The sequence below is a fragment of the Cryobacterium sp. N19 genome (genome assembly GCF_002929595.1).
GTDB lineage: Bacteria > Actinomycetota > Actinomycetes > Actinomycetales > Microbacteriaceae > Cryobacterium > Cryobacterium flavum.
The window spans coordinates 1-20635 of sequence record NZ_PJJR01000041.1; the positions used below are offsets into that span (position 1 = coordinate 1).

Below are 20635 nucleotides of genomic sequence, written 5' to 3' on the forward strand. Positions count from 1 at the left end.
GCGCCGCAGCGGGTGCCGAACGGTGCGGGGCCGCCCGGTGCCCGCCGGCGGGTGCGACGCGGGGCGGCACCGGGCGGGGCGGCAGGCCGGGCCGGGCCGGGGCATCCGCTGTGACGTCGGGCAGCGTGTCGGCGGCGGGGGCGTCTCCCGGCGGAATGTCGGTCACATCGGTGACCGCCCGCGGGGAGGCCTGCGCGAGGGTGGCTGGATCGTCGACGTGGTCGCCGACGGGAGTTGCAGTGCTGCCGTCGTCAGACCCGCCGCTCTCGATCAGCTCCTGCAGATTGCCGGCAAACAATCCCATCATCTGCTCGGTGACGCTGCTGATGACGCCTTTACCCATGGCCGCAGCCTTGCCCGACAGGGACAAGTCAGCACTGACCGTGCCCTGGGTCACGCCGTCGGTTTCGACCAGCACGAGCGTGACCGTGGCCTGGGCCGTGCCCTGCCCGCGAGTTTCCTGAGCCTTGCCCGAGAAGACGGCGCGGTGCGTGTCAGCGTCGCGCTCGTCGACATTCATCTGGCCGCGGTACTGCATGGTCACTGGGCCGAGTTTGACCTTCATACCCACCTGGTAGTTGTCATCGGAGAGCTTGTTCAGAATCTGCGCTCCCGGCACACAGCCGGCGACACGCTCGAAGTCCATCAGGGTGTTCCACACCGTGTCGACGGGGGCGGCGACGGTGAAGGTGGTGTCGATTTGCATCAGGGTGTCCTCTGCTGAGTCATGACGATTGGGTGGGAAGTTGGTCGGCGAGCGGATGCCAGCGGGTTGTTCTCCGATAGGTCGCCGCGAATTGCGGCCGCCACCTCGGCAAGGGCGACGTAACTGTGCCCGCTGACGAAGGCGTCGCAGTAGGGCAGGGCGGCGGCCATGCCCCCGACCAGTGGCCGGTAGTCCACGGCGGCCTTGCGCGGATTCACCCAGACGATGCGGTGCGCGAGACGGCGGAGCCTCGCCATCTGAGCGTCGACGTCGCCCGGGTCGTCCTGCGCCCAGCCATCGGAGAACACCACGACCACCGCTCCCCGGGCCAGGCCGCGGCGTCCGAAGTCGTCGATGAACCGACGGATGCTGGTCGCCAGCCTGGTGCCGCCGGCCCAGTCGGTCGCGGTGGCGGCCGCCTGCGCGAGCGCCTGGTCCGTGTCGCGCAGCGCGAGCTGCCGGGTCAGGCGGGTGAGGTGGGTCGAGAACACGAAGGCTTCGGCGCGGGCGCCGGAGGCAGCGCCCTGCAACAGCGAGAGGAACACCCGGGTATACGGCTCCATCGAACCGGACACGTCGCAGAGCAGTACGAGCCGTCGCGGTTTCGGGCGGCGCCGAGTGAAGTGCAGGGCGATCGGGTCGCCGCCTGTGCGCTGCGCGGCCCGAACAGTGCGGGCCAGATCGAGCCGGTCACGGCTGTGTGGCGTCGGATGCGCGCGCCGACTGATCCGGGTCGGCGTCGACAACACGATGCGGGCCACGAGCTGGCGCAACCGGGCCAGCTCCTCGGGCGCGAGATCGGCGAAGGCCATCTCGTGCAGGTGCTCGTCACGGGACGCCATGGCGAGAATGGCATCGCGCTCGGGGCCGTCGCTGTCGTCGCTCGAGTCCGCGCCGGGCAGCGGCGCGGGTGGGCTGGCCTCGGATTGAGGCTCGGGAGCGCCGGCCGGTCGGTTGGTCGGCGGGGCGGCCTTCGTGCGGGTTTCGGAGCCGATCGCCGGGGGAGCGTTGGGGTCGCCGCGGCTTTCGGCCGGGTCGAGCCGGCCGTCGAACACGGCGCTGAACACCGCGTCGAAGCGGTTGAGGTGCTGCTGCCGGGAGACGAACACGATGCGGCAGGCCCAGTACAGGGCGGCCCGGTCGGTCGGGGGGATGAGTCGAAGCGCCTCGGCCAGCCGGGCGGCCCGGTCGGGCGAGACCGGAAGCCCCGCCCGGTGCAGGGCGGTGCTGAAGCCGGCGGCGAGAGCCGCCGCTTCGACCGGTGGGTGCCGCACGCGGTCAGGCACCGGCAGCCTCGGCGACCCACGCGGAGCCGCGGGACGCTACCAGGTCGAGATCGTCCCGGTTCTTCAGCACGGAACCCCAGGTCTGCTCGACCGCGCGGGCGCTGAGCTGTTCGATTCCGAGCACGCCGAGGGCGCTCACCCAGTCGATGGCCTCGGCGATTCCGGGCGGTTTGACCAGGTCGAGCGAGCGCAACCGGGTGATCGCGGCCGCGGCATCCGTCGCGATGGCCTGCGAGCTGCTGGGCACCCGACGCCGCACGATCTGCGCGATCCGCTCCGGACCGGGGTAGTCGATCCAGTGGTACAGGCAGCGCCGGGTGAGGGCATCGTGCAGGTCGCGGGTGCGGTTGCTGGTGAGAATCACGATCGGCGGGTGGGTGGCCTCGACGGTTCCGAGCTCGGGAATGGTCACGGCCGCCTCGGCAAGCAGCTCGAAGGTGAAGGCTTCGAACTCGGCGTCGGCGCGGTCGATTTCGTCGAGCAGCAGCACGGCCGGGCGCGGGCCGGCATGCTCGATCGCCCGCAATAGCGGGCGGCGAAGCAGGTAGTCCCGCCCGAACAATTCCGTTTCGGCCAGTTCAACGCCGCGCGCCTCCGCCAAACGGATACCGAGCAGCTGCCGCGGGTAGTTCCACTCGTAGAGGGCTTCTCCGGCGCTGATTCCCTCGTAGCACTGAAGCCGAAACAGTTCGGTGTCGAGCAGCCGGGCCAGCGCCTTGGCAATCTCGGTCTTGCCGACCCCGGGTTCGCCCTCGAGCAGCAGCGGCTGCCGCATGCGCACGGCCAGAAACACCGCCGTTGCGAGGCCCTCATCGGCCAGATAGTCCTCGGCGTCGAGGGCGTTCTGCAGCGCGGCGACGGAGGGGACCAGTTCGGCCACGGAATCCGCGCTCATTGCTCGCACCATTGGCGACAAGGCAGGGCTCTAGCGCGCGGTCGCATACCGCTCCGGATTCGCCAGAAACGCTGTGCGGCATCCCGCCGCACAGAAATACACGGTCTCGCCGCCATGCTCCACCTGCAATGACGAGGGCAGCGCGGCCACCGTCATGCCGCAGACCGGGTCGATCGCGTTGCCAGCCGGTTCAGCGGCGCTCGCCGCGTCAACTGCAGCAGCATGAGACGGATGCCCGCGCCCGGCCCGTTCCTGCACCAGCTGCGCGAAAATGGACACCGCGATCTCGCCGGGCGTGCGCGCCCCGAGGTCGAGCCCGGCCGGACTGAACACCCGCGCGCGCTGTTCGGGCGACACGTCGAGCGAGGCGAGTACCGCCGCGCCCCGCTTCGGACTGGCCACGAGCGCGATATAGGGCACCCCGGCAGCCAGGGCGGCGAGCAGCGGCGGCTCTTCGTCGCGGCCGTGGGACGCGACGATGAGGGCGGCGTCGCCGGCCTGCGGGGCGGCGGTCGCGCCATCCGCTTGCACGAGGTCGAAACCCACGAGCGGTGCCAGGGCGGCGAGTGCGTCGGCGTCGGGGGTCGACCCGACGACGACGAGGCTCGGCAGCGGAATGCGCGGTTCGAGAAAGATCTCGATCGCGCCGCCGCTCACGCAGGGGTTGGAGACCTCGACGGCGCCGTCTTCCACAATGCTCGACGGCGCACCCGCCACGACTTTGAGCAGCAGCGGCTGGCGGCTTTCGAGTACCTGCAGACTGTACAGGCGAACGGATGCCTCCACGCACGTTCCCCCGACGAACCCGTCAATCTCGCCGGTCGCGCGCACAAGCGCCGTGTCCCCGGCGTGCGCGCTCGTGGGGCGCTGGGCGCGCACGACCGTCGCGTGTACGAAGGCCTCACGGCGTGCAACGAGCTCCCGCTCCAGGGTTGCCTGGCCCACGGTTTACACCGGAGGTCTCGTGCGGCCTTGCATGGCCTCCCACACCCGGGCGGGCGTGCAGGGCATGTCCATGTGCACGACGCCAAACGGGGCGAGGGCGTCGACGACGGCGTTGACGACGGCCGGGGGAGAACCGACCGTGGCCGATTCGCCGACGCCCTTGGCGCCGATCGGGTGGTGCGGCGACGGAGTCACGGTGAAGCCGGTCTCCCAGTCGGGCACCTCCATGGCGGTGGGAATGAGGTAGTCCATGAACGAGCCGCCGAGGCAGTTGCCCTCGGCGTCGAATTCGATGAATTCCATCAGCGCCATTCCGACGCCGTCGGTGAGGCCGCCGTGAATCTGCCCCTCGATGATCATCGGGTTGATGCGGGTGCCGCAGTCGTCGACGGCGATGAACCGGCGTACCTTGACGTGACCGGTGCCCGGATCGACGTCGACGACGCAGATGTAGGCGCCGAACGGAAAGGTGAGGTTGGGTGGATCGTAGGTGACTTCGGCGTCGAGGTTGCCGTCGATGCCCTCTGGCAGTGCGACCGTGCCGTGGGCGCCCATCGCGATCTCGGCGATGGTTTTGCCCACGCTCGGGTCGCCCTTGACGAACCAGCGGCCCTTCTCCCATTCGAGGTCTTCCGGGCGGGTTTCGAGCATGGCCGCGGCGATGAACCGGGCCTTCTCCCGCACCTTGCGGGCCACGAGGGCCACGGCGGCGCCACTGACCGGGGTGGACCGGCTGCCGTAGGTGCCGAGGCCGAACGGGGTCTGGTCGGTGTCGCCGTGCACGACGTCGATGTCCTCCGGCGGAATGCCGATTTCCTCCGCCACGATCTGCGCGAACGTCGTTTCGTGGCCCTGACCCTGGCTCTGCACCGAGATGCGCACGACCGCCTTGCCGGTGGGGTGGATGCGCAGTTCGGCGCCGTCGGCCATGCCGAGGCCGAGAATGTCCATGTCCTTGCGGGGGCCGGCACCGACCGTTTCGGTGAAGAAGGAGATGCCGATGCCCATCAGTTCGCCGCGTTCGCGTTTTTCCTTCTGTTCGCGGCGCAGTTCGTCGTAGCCGGCCATCTTCATCGACAGCCGCATGGTGGGTTCGTAGTCGCCGGAGTCGTACTCCCAGCCGGTCTTGTTCGGGTAGGGAAATTGCTCGGGTTTGATGAAATTCTTCAGCCGCAACTCGGCGGGATCCATCTCGAGTTTGCGGGCCAGGATGTCGACCATCCGCTCGACCAGATAGACCGCTTCGGTGACCCGGAACGAACAGGCGTAGGCCACGCCGCCGGGTGCCTTGTTGGTGTACACGCCGGTGACGGTGCAGTGCGCAGCGGCAAGATCGTAGCTGCCGGTGAAGATGTGAAAGAAGCCGGCCGGATACTTGGTGGGCTGGGCGGTGGCGTTGAAGGCACCGTGGTCGGCGAGCACGTTGGTGCGCAGGCCTAAGATCTTGCCGTCCTTGGTCGCCGCGATCTCGCCCTGCATGATGTAGTCGCGGGCGAACGAGGTGCTCATCAGGTTTTCGGAGCGGTCCTCGACCCATTTCACCGGTTTGCCGGTGACGATCGAGCCGACCACGGCGAGAATATAACCCGGGTAGATGCCGACCTTGTTGCCGAATCCGCCGCCGATATCGGGGGAGACCACGCGAATCTTATGCTCCGGAATGCCGGAGACCATCGCGAACAGGGTGCGGTGGGCGTGCGGGGCCTGCGTGGTTTCGTACAGGGTGAGGCGGCCGTCGATGGGGTCGAAGTCGGCGACGGCGCCGCAGGTTTCCATCGGCGCCGGGTGCACGCGCGGGTAGACGATCTCCTGCGTGACCACGACGTCGGCGCTGGCGAAGACGGCATCCGTTTCGGCCTTGTTGCCGGCTTCCCAGTCGAAGATGTGGTTGTCGGTGCGGCCTTCGAGGTCGTCGCGAATGACCGGAGCGCCCGGATCCATGGCCTTGCGGGCGTCGACGACCGGCGGCAGTACGTCGTACTCGACCTGGATCAGTTCGAGGGCGTCGCGGGCCGCATAGCGATCTTCGGCGACGACGAACGCCACCTCCTGGCCCTGAAAGCGCACCTTGTCGGTGACGAGAACGGCCTGAACGTCCATCGACAAGGTCGGCGCCCAGGCCAGGCCGAGTGCCTGCAGGTCGCTGCCGGTGATCACGGCGAGCACCTTGGGGTGCGCGAGGGCCTCGGTCGTGTCGATCGAGACCAGCCGGGCGTGGGCGACGGGAGCGCGCAGAATGGCACCGTGCAGCATGCCGGGCAGCACGATGTCGTCGACGTAGTGGCCCTTGCCGCGCACGAAGCGCGGGTCTTCCTTGCGCTGCATGCGGCCGTGGCCGACGGGCCGATCGTGGTCGCCGGCGGCCGGGTTCGACGGGCGGTCCTCAAGGATGGTCATGCGTGCACCTCTTCATCAGTTGTTTCAGCGGTGGCCCCGACCGGATGCTCGGCCGCCCACTGAATGGACCGCACGATGGTGGCGTAGCCGGTGCAGCGGCAGATCTGGCCGGAGATGGCTTCGCGAATCTCCAGTGGTTCGGGATGCGGGTTGTGGTCGAGCAGCGCGCGGGCGGTGAGCATCATGCCGGGAGTGCAGAAACCGCACTGCAGTCCGTGCTCCTCCATGAAGCCCTGCTGCACCGGGTCGAGGGTGGCGCCGTTGGCGAGTCCCTCCACGGTCGTGATCGCATGCCCGTCGGCCATGGCCGCCAGTACCGTGCAGGATTTCACCGGCTGGCCGTCCATCAGCACCACGCAGGTGCCGCAGTTGGTGGTGTCGCAGCCCCAGTGCGTTCCGGTGAGTCGCAGGTCGTCGCGAATGAAGTGCACGAGCAACACCCGCGGTTCGATCTCGCGAGTGACGTCGGTTCCATTGATGGTCATGCTGATCTGCATTGGGCTCAACTCCTAAATCGTAATCTCGGAAACGGATGCCGCGGCGCGACGACAGGCCGCCCGCAAGACCCGACGGGTCAGTTCGTCGGCGAGGTGCCGCTTGTAGTCGATCGGGCCGCGCTGGTCGGCGAGGGGATCGCAGGCGAGGGATGCGAGGCGCCCGGCCTCGGTGAAGAGTTCCTCGGTGGGAGCCTGGCCGACCAGCACCGCTTCGACCTCGGTGACATTGCGGTCAAGTCCGACGGCGGTGAGTCCGACGGCCACCTGGCTGATCGCGCCGGCGGAGTCGAGGCTGACCGAAGCGCCAGCCGCGGCGACGGCCCAGTCGCCGACGCGGCGCTCGACCTTTTCGTAGGCACTGTTCGAGTCGGAGCGAATGGGTATGCGCACCTCGATCAGCAGTTCGTTCTGGGCAACGGCCGTCTCGTAGGGGCCGCGGTGGAAGTCGGCCATGGACAGCATCCGCTCACCGGCCGGACCGCGAACGACGGCCACCGCTTCGAGAACGTGACAGACCGTGGAGAGATCTTCGGCCGGGTCGGCCTGGCAGAGCGAACCGCCGATGGTGCCGCGGTTGCGCACGATCGGATCGGCGATGACCCGTTCGGCGTCGGTGATGATGGGAAACAGGCGCTTGACGTCGTCGGATTCCAGCAGGGTCGTGTGTCGGGTCATCGCGCCGATACGCAGCACGTCCTTATCGACGAGCAGGTAGTCGAGCTCGAACAGGTCGTTGATGTCGATCAGCCAGTCGGGGCGGGCGAGGCGCAGCTTCATCATGGGGAGCAGGCTGTGGCCGCCGGCGACGACCCGGGATTCGGCCCCGTGACGGTCGAGCAGGGCGAGAGCGTTGTCGACCGAACTGGCGCGAACATAGTCGAACGGAGCCGGAATCTGCACGGGCTTCTCCTCACTGAGAAGTTTCCATGGCACCGCGCATCGTTGCGCGACACCGTTGTGTGCCACAGCTTGCTCCCCGCTGCCGAGACTGTCAATATCGACCTAAGGGAAAGGTTATGAGCTGTGGCAATGACGCTGAATCAGCTGCGGGCCTTTGCCCTGGTGGCCCGACTCGGGTCGCTGCGTGCGGCCGCGGCCGCCCTGAACATCAGCGAACCGGCGGTGTCGTCGTCGCTCGCCGCGCTGCGCCTCGACCTCGGTGACGCCCTGTTTGTGCGTGCCGGCGCCGGCATCGCCCTGACCGCCGGCGGGCGGGCGCTCGCCGACCACGCCCAGGAGATCGTGGGCCTGGCCGACCAGGTTCGCTGGGAGGTGTCGCACGCCGAGGAATCCACCGCGAACCTTCGGGTCGTCGCCACGGCCGGGTTCGCCGAGCACGCGGCCGGTCGGCTGCTCGACGCGTTCACCCATCGGGTGCCCGGTCATTCTGGCGGCATCGATGTGGTGGTCGAGTCCGCCGATGACGTGGGGTCGCTGCTGCAGGACCACGCCTACGACGTGGCGCTCGGAGCGAGGCCGCCGCAGGGAAACCAGCTGGAAGTGGTGCCCTTTCTGCGCTACCAGCGGGTGCTGGTGGCCGCGCCGGAGCATCCGCTCACCCGGCTGCCGGCGTCGCTCACCGCACTCCTGAAAGAACTGTGGTTCAGCGGTCCGGCCGGGGTGGAGGAGTTCACCGCCGAGAGCCGCTGGCTGGCGGCATCGTTTCTCGCCTCAGCGCTCGGAGTGCCAGAGATCGTGCCGCTCAGCAGCGAAACGGATGCCCTCGCCGCGGTTCGCGACGGCGAGGGCATCATGCTCGCGTTCATGCACATCGTGCGGGCCGAGGTGGCGGCCGGATCGCTCGTGGTGCTGCCGATGCCGAACACGCCGATTGCCGGGTTGTGGTGTGCGAGCACCCTCGATCACGGTCGGGCACCGGCCGCAGCGCGCACCCTGCAGCGGTTCGTGACGACCGCCGAGGCCACCGCAGCGATGCTCGCTCCTGGCGGTTCCCGCGGCGTCGCGCGTCGCGGCAGCAAGGTGCACGTGGCCCTCTGGAGCTGAGTCTGAGTAGACTGGGGTGTATGGCAAACTCACAGCTTCGTGACAATTCAGCGTCCGCGTCCTCCCTCACCGGGTTCGTAGGCGGGGGACTGCTGCTCGCCTCGGTCGTCGTCACGGTGATCTCGCAGCCCGCACTGTTCGCCTATATCGGACTGATCGGCCCGGCTCTGTTCGCCGCGGCCCTACTGGTGTTCGCCTTCGGGGTGCGGGGCGTGGGCAGCGTCACAGCGCGCCGTCCGGTGGGCACGACAGCTCTGGTTCTGCTGGCGTTCTGGCTGTTTCTCGGGTCGGTGCAGAGCGTCGTCATCAGCGACTTCTTCTCGAACGATCCCGCTCCGACCCTGCTGATGGCCTTCTCCTACGCGGACTCGTACGTGCAATTCGCCCTCGCGCTGGTGGCCGTCATGCAGATCGCCCGGATCGGCGCCGTGCCGTCCCCGTTCAACTGGGTGCCGGCCTGGGCGGTAGGCGCGGCCACCGCAACCTGGCTGCTCTCCCAACTGCTGGGCGCGGGCCTGGCCACCTTGACCGGACCGAATCTGGTGGTCTGGGTTCTGATCGGACTGGACGGCCTGGTGCGGATCGGCGGCATGATCCTGCTCGGCGTCATCGCCATCGTTCTCGCCGATCGGGTCAATCGCAGCACCGTTGCCGCCCCGCCCCTGATCGGGGCCGACCAGGTCTGATCCAGCGCCTGACAGCGTCAGGGGCGCCGCGACCATGCTTTCCAGAAGCGGGCTTGGGCGCTTGAAGCCTGCTCCTGCTCCTTCGCGTGCAGCCGGCCATAGCTGAAGGTGTTCTCCCCGCGCAGGTAGGCTTCGACCCCGCCGCGCTTGAGCAGGCGATCACGGGCGATGACGCTGTCGTGCTGTTCGCCCAGGATGGTCTGCAGCTTCTGGGCGAAGCGGCTCACTCGGGCCGAGCGCTTGGGGCTGAGCGGATGCGCCGTCTCGGCCGCGTAGCGCAGCCGCTTGGCGCGCTTACGAGCGGTGTGCAGGGCGAGATCCCGTTCCGATCCAGGCACGGTCTTGGCGGCCAGGCGCACGGCTCGGCGCAATTTCTTCCACTCCTTGGTGACCAGGGCCGGTACGACGACCCGGGCGTCCTGGTCGGCCGCGGCGGTGAACGGCGGAGTGGCGACGAGGGAATCGAGGGCGTCGAGCAGTCGAAAGTAGCGGTGGCTGTCGAGGGCGGTGACGAGCGTGAGTTGCGCGGAGTGGGCATCCGTTTCGGAGCGGCTTTCGAGGCGTTCGCGAATCGGGCCGAGGAGCAGCGCGGGGGATTCGCGATCGAGCAGGCCGACCAGGTGCCGCTGCAGTACCTCTTCGTCGCGAGAGCCGCCGAGCACGGCGGCGAGCCAGCCGAGTTCGGTGCGGAGATGCTGCACGACCCCGGGATCAACGAGCGAACGATAGGTGGCCAGCACCGAGCGTAGCCGACGGGTGGCCACGCGCATCGCGTGCACAGAGCCGGCAGCGTGCTGGCGAACCTGCGGGTCGTGCCGGCGGATGACACCGATCTGCTCGGTCAGGCTGGCCAGCAGAACGTTGCCGGCCGGGCCGTTCGGGGTGGGACGGCGCTGCTTTGTGGTGCTCTCTGCCGGGAACCGGTCGCCGAGGGCGCGGGCGAGCTTGGAGGCGTGCTGTGACACGAGGATGCCGCCGCTCGCGAGCACAGACTGGCCAGCATCGAGCAGGTCCTCCGGTCCGTCGACGAGTTCGATCTCCCATTCACGCCAGGCGGCCGAGGCGGGTTCGTGAAGGAGCCGTTGGGCCTCGACCCGGTCGTCGCAGAGCACGGCGAGGGTTTCGCCGCCGGCGCCGATCAGGGCGTGCACGACGCGGGTGGTGCCGAGGTGCACCACGGGAACGAGCGGGGAGTCGCGGGTGTAGACCCGCACGAGCTGGGCGAGCGACCCGGGTACGGCATCCGCTTCGTCCTGCAGGTGTTTGCCGATGGGAGCGTGTACTTCGCGTCGGCGTCCGACGCCCTGCGGCAGTTTGAGGTGCCAGCCCGCGTCGTCGCCGCCGGTGCGGCGGCGCAGGGTGATGTGCGCACGCGCCAGCACGAGGTCGTTCGTGTCGAAGTAGACGGCCGCGAGGTCATGGGTTACCGGTTCGGCGACGGCCTGCACGCCGGGCAGATCGTTCAAGCGCGGCAGCAGGGCCAGCTCGTCGACGTCAAACTTAAGTTCTATCTCGATACCACCATTAGCGTCCACGGTTCAAACCTAGCGCGGTCGCGCCAGGCTTGAACCGTGCGGTGGGTCAGGCGTTGGCGAGCCACAGGTCGGGGCCGAAGATTTCATAGTGGATGCGATCGGCTGGCACGCCGGATTCCAGCGCCTGGGAGCGCAGGCTGCGCATGAACGGGAGCGGTCCGCACAGGTAGATCGAGGCATCCGCCGGGATGGTCACGTTCGCGAGGGACATGAAGCCCTCGTGGTGGCCAGCGCTCGGGATCTCCAGCCAGAGCTCGAGTTCGGCCGCCTCGAGCAGGGCGACGTCTTCGTTCATCTGGTCTCGCAGCGCCCAGCGCTCGAGGGTACTCTCGGCGTGCAGCACGAGCACCTCGCGCTTGGAGCCGGTGTCCACCAGGGAGCGCAGGATGGAAGCGCTGGGCGTGCAGCCGATTCCGGCCGAGGCCAGGATCAGCGGTCCGGTGCCGTGGTCGAGGGTGATGTCGCCGCACGGAACGGAGAGGATGAGGGTATCGCCGACCTGCACGTCGCGGTGCAGCACGGGGGAGACCTCACCGTCGGCATCGAGCTTGGTGGTGAAGACGCGGGTCGTGGCCGTGCCGGCCGAGAGGGAATACTGACGCACCTGACGGATGCCGTCGGGCATGACCGCGGTGACGCTGACGTACTGGCCTGGCAGGGCGGGCGTCACGGGGGTATCGTCGGCGGGTTCGAGGGTGAACGTTATGGCGTCGGTTCCGGCCGCTTCCTTCTTTACGACGATCCACGGGGCGAGCGGCTTATCGCTGGCGAGGCCGGAGTAGAGGCCCTTCTCCATCTTGATCAGGGCGTGGGCCATCAGCCAGTACACCTCGGTCCAGGCGGCGGCGATCTCGGCGGTGATGACGTCGCTGAGTTCGTCGGCGATGCCCTCGAAGAGGTACTTGTAGACGATGTCGTACTGCTCGGGCTGAATATCGAGCGAGACGTGCTTGTGGGCGATGCGGGAGAGCATGGCCTCTGGCGTGGTGTCGGGGTTCTGCAGCAGGTGGGTCGCGAAGACGGCGATGCTGCCGGCCAGCGCCTGCTGCTGCGAGCCATTCTTCTGGTTGGACCGGCTGAACAGCCCGTCGAACAGTTCGGGGTGGGCCGTGAGCATGCGGTGGTAGAAGTTTTTCGCGATCTCGGGCATCCGCTCACCGACCAGCGGCAGGGTCGCTTCGATGAGTGGTTGGGACTGGGGCGAAAGCATGAATACTCCTTCTGCGTGTCGGCACCCGTTTGTGGGGGCCTTCATTAAAAGTAGCATTTGATATACCAATTAAACGGGTGTTTTCTACAAGTCGTAGAAATTAGGGACTTTAGTCCTACCGCACCAAACCCAGTTCGACCAGCACTGGACCGTTCGCTTTTCCGTGCGGGAGGCTGGAGATAACGAGGTCATCCAGCTCGCGGTAGAAGGCTTCCCGCGCGCGGCGCAGGGCGCCGCGGAGGCCGCATCCGCTGATCAACGGGCAGGGACCGTTGGGGGTGTCGCAGGCGGCGAGGTCGGTGCGCGTGTCGAGGGTGCGCAGGAGCGCTCCAACCGTGACCTCACGGCCGAGCGCGCTGATACGCACGCCGCCGTTTCGGCCGCGCAGCGCCTCGACCAGACCGAGTTCGCGCAGGCGCAGCAGCGCCTTGCTCACGTGGTTGTAGGGCGTGCCGACCTCGGCGGCGACGACCCGCGAGGTGAACGTCACGCTCTCCGGTGCCGCTGTCAGCAGCATGACCACCCGCAGGCAGACGTCGGCAAAAGCGTTGATCCTCATGCCTCAACTGTAAGGGCGACGGTTCCACTGTCGATATGAGAGAGAATGGGGCAAGTGAACACTGAGTCGGAGACGCTGTTTGAGATAATCCGCTTTGTGGACCTGGCTGGCGTGCTGGCCAACGCCATTCTTGGCGGCGTCGCGGCCCGCACCGCACGCCTCGACATTGTCGGTTTCGTGGTGCTCGCGATTATGAGCGGGCTCGGTGGCGGAATGATTCGCGACACCCTGCTGCAGCAGGGCACCCCGGCCGCCCTGCTTGACCCGGCCTACCTGATCTGCGCGATTCTCGGCGGGGTCATCGCGTACTTCGTCACGTTCAACGGCCGCTGGACCCGACGCGTGCTGCTGCTGCTCGACGCGCTCGCCGTGGGCTGCTGGTCGGCGGTGGGTGCCCAGAAAGCGCTCGAGGCCGGTCTCGGCTGGCTGCCGGCCATTCTGCTCGGCATCATCACCGCGGTCGGCGGCGGCATGGTGCGCGACATTATGCTGCTCAAGGTGCCGACGATTTTCGGCGGCAACACGCTCTATGCCACGAGCGCCCTGCTGGCGAGTACCGAGATGGTCATTCTAAGCAAGCTCGGGTTCGTGGCGATCGGAACCGCCGTAGCCATTCTCAGCGGCTCGGGGCTGTCGCTGCTGGCCAAACGCTACGGCTGGATTCTGCCGACCGGCTACGCACTGCGCATACCGAAGCCCATTCTGCTGCTGAATCCCCGGGCCTGGCGCCAGCGCCGGCTCGACGCGCGCAACGCCCGCAACGGCATTTTCCCCGACGATCCGGGTGCGTCGGTCTAACTGGGCTGCGTGGGGTTCAGAACCGCGAGCGTCGCCGCGTGCAGCACGCCGTTGGTGGCCAGGGCGCTGCCGTGCCACGGGCCGGGCTGGCCGTCGACCGAGGTAAAGGTGCCCCCGGCCTCCTGCACGATCGGGGCCAGAGCCGCCATGTCGTAGGGCTGCAGGTCGAATTCGCCGGCCACGTCGAGGTGGCCTTCGGCCAGCAGCATGTACGACCACATATCGCCATAGGCGCGGGTACGCCAGACCTGGCGGGAGAGCGTCACGAGCTCGTCCAGGTGCCCGGCTTGGTCCCACTGCTGCAGGCTGCCATAGCTGATGGAGGCCTCGGCGAGGGTCTCGATGCCGGAGACGTGCAGGCGGGTGGGGGCGGCATCCGCTTCTCGTCTATCGCTTGACCAGGCGCCGCTGCCGGCCGCGGCCCACCAGCGTTTACCAAGGGCGGGGGCGCTGACCACGCCGAGAACGGGCACGCCGTCAATGGCGAGGGAGATGAGGGTGGCCCAGATCGGGATACCACGCAGGAACCCGGCGGTGCCGTCGATGGGGTCGATGATCCACTGGCGCGTGGTCGACCCGGCCGTGCCGAACTCTTCGCCGAGGATGCCGTCGTCGGGGCGGTGCTCGGCGAGCAGGGCGCGGATGGCGCGCTCGACGGCCTGGTCGGCATCCGTTACCGGGGTGCGGTCGGGTTTGGTCGTCACGACGAGGTCGAGCGCGGTGAAGCGGGCGCGGGAGATGGTGTCGGCGGCGTCGGCGAGGGCCAGGGCCAGCTGGAGGTCGTCGGAGAGGGCGTAAATTCGCGGTTCGGTCACCCTTCCAAGGATAGTAATTTCGTGAGCGGATGCCGGTCCTTCGTGCGTTCCCGCCTCGATTGGCGTCGGGCCCCCGTAGGGTGTTAGGGTTACACGTTGCCGCGGGTCATTCCCGGCTTTCATACGCACCTCTAGCTCAATTGGCAGAGCAACTGACTCTTAATCAGTGGGTTCCCGGTTCAAGTCCGGGGGGGTGCACCACCAGCCCCGCCGTCACTGCTTTTGCAGTGCGGCGGGGCTTTTTTGTACCGTTTCGCGGCTCTGCGCGCCCGATCTCGTGGCACGTGTTTGCGAAGGTGGCACTGGTTTGAACACGTGCCAACTTCTCAAACGCGGGCCATGAAGAATGTCGCGCCACCGCACCTCGTTAGACTGGGCCGCACCGCACCTCCGACCCGCAGCGACGCGGAAAGGTCCCTATGCCCCGCACGGATTCGATCACCACAACCTCCGATGACAGCACGAGGGCGGCGTCGGCGACCGGCGCCGGCGCATCCGCTGTCTCTGACAACGAGGTGCTGCTGCAGCGGGACGGCCCGCTGGCCCGCATCGTCCTGAACCGGCCGAAAGCCCTCAACGCTCTGACGCACGGCATGATCCGCACCATCGCCGCAGCCCTCACCGACTGGGCCGACGACCCCGCCGTGCAGACCGTGCTGCTCACCGGCAGCGGTGACCGCGCCCTCTGCGCCGGCGGCGACATCGTCTCGATCTACCGCGACGCCCGCACCGACCCCGACGAGAACGCCCGATTCTGGGCCGACGAATACACCCTGAACGCCCAGATCAAGCGGTACCCCAAACCGTTCGTCGCCCTGATGGATCGCATCGTGCTCGGCGGGGGAGTCGGCCTGTCTGGTCACGCTTCGCACCGCGTCGTCACCGAACGCACCAAACTGGGAATGCCGGAGACCACCATCGGCTTCGTACCCGACGTCGGCGGCACCTACCTGTACTCGCGGACCCCCGGCGAACTCGGCACCCACCTCGCCCTCACCGCCGCAACCATGACCGGCGCCGACGCCATCGCTCTCGGCCTCGCCGACAGCTTCGTCGAATCCACCCAACTCGAATCCCTCGCCGACGCCCTCAAGCGGATGCCCGCTGCCGCGGCCATCGCCGAGCACGCGTCGACCGTGCCGCCGGCCCCACTGCTGGCCGAGCGCGCCTGGATCGATGAGTGCTATGCCGGCAACGACGTGGCCACGATCATCGACCGGTTGCAGACATCATCCGTCACTGCGGCCGATGACGCGGCCGCCGCGATTCTGGCCAAGTCGCCCACCGCGCTGCGCGTCACCCTCGAATCCCTGCGTCGCGCCCGCGATCTCAGAACCCTCGAAGAGGTGCTCGAGCAGGAATACCGAGTGTCGCTGCGCATGGTGGCCGGCCACGATGTGATCGAGGGTATTCGCGCCCAGGTCATCGACAAGGACCGCAACCCGGCGTGGCAGCCGAGCACGCTGTCCGACGTCTCCGACGCCGACATGCAGGCGTACTTCGCACCGCTGGGAGAGCGCGAACTGCGCTTGCCGCGCAGTAAGACCCACGAAACCAGACAGACCACCGAACGAGAGGCCACCGCGTGAGCGACAGCACCCAGCCCGAGAGCATCGACACCTACAAGAACATTCTGCTTGAACGCCACGGCCGGGTCGGCGTCATCACCCTGAACCGTCCGAAGGCGCTGAACGCCCTCAACTTCGCCACCATGCAGGACGTCGTCGGTGCCGCGACCCGGCTCGACGCCGACCCCGAGATCGGCGCGATCGTCATCACCGGCTCTGAGCGGGCCTTCGCGGCCGGTGCCGACATCAAGGAGATGTCGACCATGAGCTACATGGATATGTATCTCAAGGACTGGTTCGCCGGCTGGGACCGCCTCGCAGCCGTGCGCACCCCGGTCATCGCCGCCGTCTCCGGCCACGCCCTCGGCGGTGGCTGCGAACTCGCCCTGATCTGCGACTTCATCATCGCTTCCGACACCGCCACCTTCGGCCAGCCCGAGATCAAGCTCGGGGTCATCCCGGGCATGGGCGGCTCCCAACGCCTCACCCGCGCCGTCGGCAAGGCCAAGGCCATGGAAATGATCCTCACCGGCCGCACCATCGACGCCGTCGAAGCCGAACGCGCCGGCCTCGTCGCCCGAATCGTGCCCGCCGCCGACCTGCTCGCCGACGCCCTCGCCACGGCCACCGAGATCGCCGCGAAATCGGCGCCGATCGCCATGCTCGCCAAGGAGGTCGTGAACGCGGCCTACGAGACGATGCTGGGGGCCGGCATCCACTTTGAACGTCGCCTGTTTCACTCCGTGTTCGCCACCGACGACCAGAGCGAGGGAATGGCCGCCTTCGTCGAGAAGCGCCCCGCGGTCTTCACGAACCGTTAGCGGTCTTCCAGCTGTACTCATTCTCGGGACGCCCCGGCGTACCGTAGCGGGGAGCGCGCAGCACGACGCCGGTGTCGGCCAGATACTCCAGATACCGCCTCGCCGTGACGCGTGACAACCCGAGCGGCTTCATGAGCTCACTCGCCGACACCGGCGCGACCTGTGCCTGAAGGTAGGCGACCACCGGGTTCAGGGTCGACTCGGCCAGCCCCTTGGGCCTCGGTATGTCGGTCGGAGCGCGCAGGCTCGCAAAGGCATGGTCGACCGCTGACTGCGTCACAACGGATGCCTGCCCATTCAGTTCCGCACGAAAATCACGGTAACTGGACAATTTCGTGGCGAAGGTGGAGTAGGTGAATGGCTTGATCAGGTACTGCACCACCCCGGCCGCGATCGCCCCGCGCACATTCTCCAGGTCCCGCACCGCGGTGATAGCGATGATGTCCGTGGCCAGACCGGCCGCCCGAATGCGCCGACTCACGTCGAGCCCGTGGCTGTCGGGCAGGTTCATGTCCATGAGCACGAGGTCGATCGGAGTGCCGGCCGAGGCGGCCGCCGCGACCCGGCGAAACGCGTCCTGGCCGGTACCGGCCGTGCCGACGAGCTCGAACCCGGCCAGCCGCCCGACATAGACGGCATGGGCCTCGGCAGCGAGCGGTTCGTCCTCGACGACGAGCACGCGAATGCGCGGCAGCGATGACTCAGGCATGGTCGACCTCGGCAGGATATGCACGAATGACAGCGGGAATGACGACCGTGAAGACGGCGCCCTCACGTCGCCCGATTGTCAGCGTGCCGCCGAGGCGGGTGACCGCCTGCCGAACCAGTGCGAGGCCGAGACCTCGACCACCCACTGAGCGACCGGGCGTCGTGACGCCGGTACCCGTGACGCCGGTACCCTTGGTACTGAACCCGAGCCGCAGCACATCGTCGATCACCTCTGGTGCCACACCGGCGCCGCTGTCGGCCACCTCGATCGTGACGGCCTGCTCGGTCGATGACACGGTGACCGACACTCGACGCGGGTCCGCGCCGGCGGCCGCCGCGTCGAGGGCGTTATCGACCAGGTTGCCGAGCACCGTGACCAAATCCTGAATGGACAGCCCCGACTCGGCGAGCGTGCCAGACGCCGTCACGGTAAGGGTGATCCCCAGCTCGTTGGCCTGCGCCGATTTGCCCCTGATCAGGGCACTGATCACCGGTTCGTCGACCGAACCGACCATCTCGTCGGCCAGCCGCTGACTCAACTCGAGATCCTCGGTGGCGAAGTCGAGAGCCTGATCGGTGCGACCGAGTTCCATGAGCGACACGATGGTGTGCAACCGGTTGGAATGCTCGTGGGTCTGCGCCCGCAACGCGTCGGAGAGGGTCTGCATAGACTGCAACTCGCTGCCCAGGGTTTGCAGATCAGTGTGGTCACGAATCGTCGCCACAAATCCCATCGGGGTCGCCCTGGAGCGACTGGCCGAAGCCACGGCCGGTTCCTGGCTGACCACCAGCACCCTCGTGCCGGTCACATGAATCTCATCGTGCGCCGAGCGACCGCTCCGCAGCAACTCACCGAGGCTCGGCGGCAGGCTCAACTCGGCCAGGGCGGGCGGGGGAGTGGCGCTGCCAGCAGCCGGCCGCGGCGGAATGCCGAGCAGCTGCGCCGCCTGGTCGTTGTAGAGCACGAGGTCGCCGTGCAGGTCGACGAGCACGAGTCCCTCGCGCACCGAGTGCAGCACCGAGTCGTAGTAGACGAACAGCTGCGCGAGACGTTCAGGACCCCACCCGAGCGTGACTCGCCGCAGGTAGCGGCCGAGCAGCCAGGTCACTACCGATCCCGAGGCGAGCAGCCCGAGCGCCAGCCCCAGTACCGACGGCAGCCGGGCGTTCAGGGCGATCGTGATGTTGCTCGTCGTGGTGCCCACCGCGACCAGCGCGCGAACGGTGCCGCCGGCATCCGTTACCGGTACGACGGCGCGAACGGATGGCCCGAGCGTTCCCGTGCTGATTTCTGTGAAGGCCGTTCCGGACAGAGCCGGTTCGATCGCACCGATGTAATCCTTGCCGATCTCAGTCTGCGTCGGATGGGTCCAGCGGGTGCGGTCGGGGGCCATGATCGTGATGAAGTCGAGGCCGGCATCCTGGGTGAGATCGAGGGCATAGGGCTGCAGCGTCGCGCTCGGGTCGGCCGACTCGCTGGCCGCGAGTACCAGCGGACTGTCGGCGATGGCGGTGGCGACCGCGAGCATCCGGTCACTGGTTTCGTCGTAGCCGCGATCGCGGGCATCCACGAAGAATGCTGTTCCGACGAAGACCGTGAGCACCACGATGAACAGCGCGTGCGCGAAAAAGAGCCGCTTGGCGATGCTCCATTCCCTACGCACTGCCGGCCCCTCTCTTCGTTTCGTGAACAATATGACCGTAACCGTGCGCGAACGAGCGGCAGCGACCAGTGTGGATCCATTGCAGCAGCCGGAGCCCGTGGTGGGCCAGGTTAAGCCTAGACATAGGAGTCTGACATGGCATCGACGCCATCAACCCGTACCAAACTCATCAAGTCCGGCAAGCCGAAGAAGAAGATCGACTCGTCGCACTACCTCTACATGGCCGTCATCGTCGCGGTCGTGCTCGGTATCGTCGTCGGCCTGGTCTGGGGCGGAGAGAAAGGCTTCGCGGTCTCGCTCAAGCCGCTTGGTGACCTGTTCATCGCGCTGATCCGAATGATGATCGCCCCGATCATCTTCTGCACGATCATTCTCGGCATCGGCTCGATCGCCAAAGCTGCTACCGTCGGCAAAATCGGCGGCCTGGCCCTCGGCTACTTTCTGATCATGTCCACCTTCGCACTCGGCATCGGCCTGGTCGTTGGCAACATGATTCACCCGGGCGAGGGCATCAACCTCGCCGACGCCACCTACAAGGCCACCGAATCCGCTGACACCCAGTCGTTCCTGCTCGGAATCGTGCCCACCACCCTGTTCTCGTCGCTGACCAGCGGCAACATTCTGCAGACTCTCATGGTGGCCCTCATCGCCGGCTTCGCCCTGCAGCGCATGGGACCGGCCGGTAAACCGATTCTCGAGGGAATCGCCCACGTGCAGGCTCTGGTCTTCCGCATTCTGATCATGGTCATGTGGCTTGCCCCGATCGGCGCCTTCGGCGCCATCGCCGCCGTCGTCGGCGCCACCGGAATCCAGGCCGTGATCAGCCTGTTCACACTCATGGTGGCCTTCTACATCACCTGCATCATCTTCATCGTGGTCATTCTCGGCGGCCTGCTCAAGATCGTCACCGGCGTGAACATCTTCAAGCTGATGCGCTACCTCGGCCGCGAATACCTGCTGATCGTGTCAACCTCCTCCTCCGAGGCCGCCCTGCCGCGCCTGATTGCCAAGATGGAACACCTCGGCATCTCCAAGCCCGTCGTCGGTGTCACCGTGCCCACCGGCTACTCCTTCAACCTCGACGGCACCGCGATCTACCTCACCATGGCGTCGCTGTTCATCGCCAACGCGCTCGGCCAGCCGCTCGCCCTCGGCGAACAGATTGGCCTGCTCGTCTTCATGATCATCGCCAGCAAGGGAGCCGCCGGAGTCTCCGGTGCCGGTCTCGCCACCCTGGCCGCCGGGCTGCAGGCGCACGCCCCGCAACTGGTCGGCGGTGTTGGTTTCATCGTGGGCATCGACCGGTTCATGTCCGAGGCGCGCGCGCTGACCAACTTCACCGGCAACGCCGTGGCGACCGTCATGATCGGCTCCTGGACTAAGGAGATGGACCGGGTGCAGGTGGATCGCGTGCTCGACAAGCTCGAACCGTTCGATGAGCGCACCATGCTGACCCACGGCCACGTGAGCGCCGCCGAGACCCAGCGCAGCACTGAGCAGGCCGCGCAGTCGCAGATCCTGGACCGCGTCTAGCAGAAATC

19 protein-coding genes and 1 tRNA gene are annotated in these 20635 nt (G+C 67.5%); 7 read left to right on the forward strand and 13 right to left on the reverse strand.

What is annotated here, in order from left to right:
* The 7 genes from CXY78_RS02055 to CXY78_RS02085 form a co-directional block, all read right to left on the reverse strand.
* The coding region (locus tag CXY78_RS02055; RefSeq protein ID WP_104087824.1) for an SRPBCC family protein at positions 1–706 on the reverse strand (706 nt) is incomplete at its 3' end.
* Positions 706–1992: a VWA domain-containing protein gene (locus CXY78_RS02060; RefSeq protein WP_233206054.1), complete on the reverse strand. Its 1287-nt coding sequence runs from the start codon at positions 1990–1992 to the stop codon at positions 706–708. The genes CXY78_RS02055 and CXY78_RS02060, both read right to left, overlap by 1 nt.
* Entirely contained in the window at positions 1985–2887 is a 903-nt protein-coding gene (locus CXY78_RS02065; protein WP_104087827.1) for a MoxR family ATPase, read from the reverse strand. The genes CXY78_RS02060 and CXY78_RS02065 overlap by 8 nt, the downstream gene beginning before the upstream one ends.
* A 30-nt stretch (positions 2888–2917) precedes the next feature.
* On the reverse strand, positions 2918–3832 hold the full coding sequence (locus CXY78_RS02070) for an XdhC family protein (RefSeq protein ID WP_104087828.1): 915 nt from the start codon (positions 3830–3832) through the stop codon (positions 2918–2920).
* A gap of 3 nt (positions 3833–3835) precedes the next feature.
* A complete protein-coding gene (locus CXY78_RS02075) occupies positions 3836–6229 on the reverse strand; it encodes an aerobic carbon-monoxide dehydrogenase large subunit (RefSeq protein ID WP_104087830.1) in 2394 nt (797 codons plus the stop codon).
* Entirely contained in the window at positions 6226–6726 is a 501-nt protein-coding gene (locus CXY78_RS02080) for a (2Fe-2S)-binding protein (RefSeq protein ID WP_092341382.1), read from the reverse strand. Before CXY78_RS02080 ends, CXY78_RS02075 begins: the two co-directional genes overlap by 4 nt.
* 12 nt (positions 6727–6738) lie before the next feature.
* Positions 6739–7626, reverse strand: coding sequence for a xanthine dehydrogenase family protein subunit M (locus CXY78_RS02085; protein WP_104087831.1), 888 nt, complete (start codon positions 7624–7626; stop codon positions 6739–6741).
* Between the two features lie 129 nt (positions 7627–7755).
* Here CXY78_RS02085 and CXY78_RS02090 point away from each other — a divergent pair, with 129 nt between their 5' ends.
* Positions 7756–8730 (forward strand): LysR family transcriptional regulator, encoded by a 975-nt coding sequence (locus tag CXY78_RS02090; protein WP_104087833.1) that lies wholly within the window; start codon positions 7756–7758, stop codon positions 8728–8730.
* Positions 8731–8750: 20 nt separating this feature from the next.
* Positions 8751–9416: a hypothetical protein gene (locus CXY78_RS02095; protein WP_092341385.1), complete on the forward strand. Its 666-nt coding sequence runs from the start codon at positions 8751–8753 to the stop codon at positions 9414–9416.
* Positions 9417–9433: 17 nt separating this feature from the next.
* Here the strand turns inward: CXY78_RS02095 and CXY78_RS02100 are convergent, their stop codons facing one another.
* The 3 genes from CXY78_RS02100 to CXY78_RS02110 form a co-directional block, all read right to left on the reverse strand.
* A complete protein-coding gene (locus CXY78_RS02100; RefSeq protein WP_104087834.1) occupies positions 9434–10951 on the reverse strand; it encodes a CYTH and CHAD domain-containing protein in 1518 nt (505 codons plus the stop codon).
* Positions 10952–10997: 46 nt separating this feature from the next.
* Positions 10998–12161, reverse strand: coding sequence for a globin domain-containing protein (locus CXY78_RS02105; RefSeq protein ID WP_092341387.1), 1164 nt, complete (start codon positions 12159–12161; stop codon positions 10998–11000).
* 115 nt (positions 12162–12276) lie between these two features.
* Positions 12277–12720 (reverse strand): Rrf2 family transcriptional regulator, encoded by a 444-nt coding sequence (locus CXY78_RS02110; RefSeq protein WP_092341388.1) that lies wholly within the window; start codon positions 12718–12720, stop codon positions 12277–12279.
* A 54-nt stretch (positions 12721–12774) separates the two neighbouring features.
* Between CXY78_RS02110 and CXY78_RS02115 the strand changes: the two genes are divergently transcribed.
* Positions 12775–13518 carry a trimeric intracellular cation channel family protein gene (locus tag CXY78_RS02115; RefSeq protein ID WP_092341389.1) on the forward strand — a complete coding sequence of 248 codons (744 nt, stop codon included), beginning with the start codon at positions 12775–12777 and terminating at the stop codon, positions 13516–13518.
* On the opposite strand, the gene CXY78_RS02120 is transcribed toward CXY78_RS02115, so the two are convergent.
* On the reverse strand, positions 13515–14333 hold the full coding sequence (locus CXY78_RS02120; RefSeq protein WP_233206055.1) for an inositol monophosphatase family protein: 819 nt from the start codon (positions 14331–14333) through the stop codon (positions 13515–13517). The genes CXY78_RS02115 and CXY78_RS02120 overlap by 4 nt on opposite strands.
* A gap of 125 nt (positions 14334–14458) precedes the next feature.
* Here CXY78_RS02120 and CXY78_RS02125 point away from each other — a divergent pair.
* From CXY78_RS02125 to CXY78_RS02135, 3 genes are all read left to right on the forward strand, one after another.
* Positions 14459–14534: transfer RNA gene (locus CXY78_RS02125), tRNA-Lys, on the forward strand.
* Positions 14535–14752: 218 nt separating this feature from the next.
* Positions 14753–15922, forward strand: a complete 1170-nt coding sequence (locus tag CXY78_RS02130; protein ID WP_104087837.1) for an enoyl-CoA hydratase/isomerase family protein — start codon at positions 14753–14755, stop codon at positions 15920–15922.
* A gap of 23 nt (positions 15923–15945) precedes the next feature.
* Entirely contained in the window at positions 15946–16722 is a 777-nt protein-coding gene (locus CXY78_RS02135; RefSeq protein WP_092341453.1) for an enoyl-CoA hydratase, read from the forward strand.
* Here CXY78_RS02135 and CXY78_RS02140 read toward each other — a convergent pair.
* On the reverse strand, positions 16709–17416 hold the full coding sequence (locus CXY78_RS02140) for a response regulator (protein WP_104087862.1): 708 nt from the start codon (positions 17414–17416) through the stop codon (positions 16709–16711). The two genes, CXY78_RS02135 and CXY78_RS02140, sit on opposite strands and share 14 nt — an antisense overlap.
* A 7-nt stretch (positions 17417–17423) precedes the next feature.
* The gene (locus tag CXY78_RS02145) at positions 17424–19094 is read right to left on the reverse strand and encodes a sensor histidine kinase (RefSeq protein WP_104087838.1); all 1671 of its coding nucleotides are present in this window, start codon (positions 19092–19094) and stop codon (positions 17424–17426) included.
* A 135-nt stretch (positions 19095–19229) separates the two neighbouring features.
* Between CXY78_RS02145 and CXY78_RS02150 the strand changes: the two genes are divergently transcribed.
* Positions 19230–20627: a cation:dicarboxylate symporter family transporter gene (locus CXY78_RS02150; RefSeq protein ID WP_092341393.1), complete on the forward strand. Its 1398-nt coding sequence runs from the start codon at positions 19230–19232 to the stop codon at positions 20625–20627.
* Positions 20628–20635 lie beyond the last annotated feature (8 nt).

Excerpts from the sequence above, each read along its gene's own strand:
- CXY78_RS02065 (WP_104087827.1), bottom strand. The coding sequence starts at position 2,887 with ATGAGCGCGGATTCCGTGGCCGAACTGGTCCCCTCCGTCGCCGCGCTG.
- CXY78_RS02075 (WP_104087830.1), bottom strand. The coding sequence starts at position 6,229 with ATGACCATCCTTGAGGACCGCCCGTCGAACCCGGCCGCCGGCGACCAC.
- CXY78_RS02080 (WP_092341382.1), bottom strand. The coding sequence starts at position 6,726 with ATGCAGATCAGCATGACCATCAATGGAACCGACGTCACTCGCGAGATC.
- CXY78_RS02090 (WP_104087833.1), top strand. The coding sequence starts at position 7,756 with ATGACGCTGAATCAGCTGCGGGCCTTTGCCCTGGTGGCCCGACTCGGG.
- CXY78_RS02095 (WP_092341385.1), top strand. The coding sequence starts at position 8,751 with ATGGCAAACTCACAGCTTCGTGACAATTCAGCGTCCGCGTCCTCCCTC.
- CXY78_RS02105 (WP_092341387.1), bottom strand. The coding sequence starts at position 12,161 with ATGCTTTCGCCCCAGTCCCAACCACTCATCGAAGCGACCCTGCCGCTG.
- CXY78_RS02110 (WP_092341388.1), bottom strand. The coding sequence starts at position 12,720 with ATGAGGATCAACGCTTTTGCCGACGTCTGCCTGCGGGTGGTCATGCTG.
- CXY78_RS02130 (WP_104087837.1), top strand. The coding sequence starts at position 14,753 with ATGCCCCGCACGGATTCGATCACCACAACCTCCGATGACAGCACGAGG.
- CXY78_RS02150 (WP_092341393.1), top strand. The coding sequence starts at position 19,230 with ATGGCATCGACGCCATCAACCCGTACCAAACTCATCAAGTCCGGCAAG.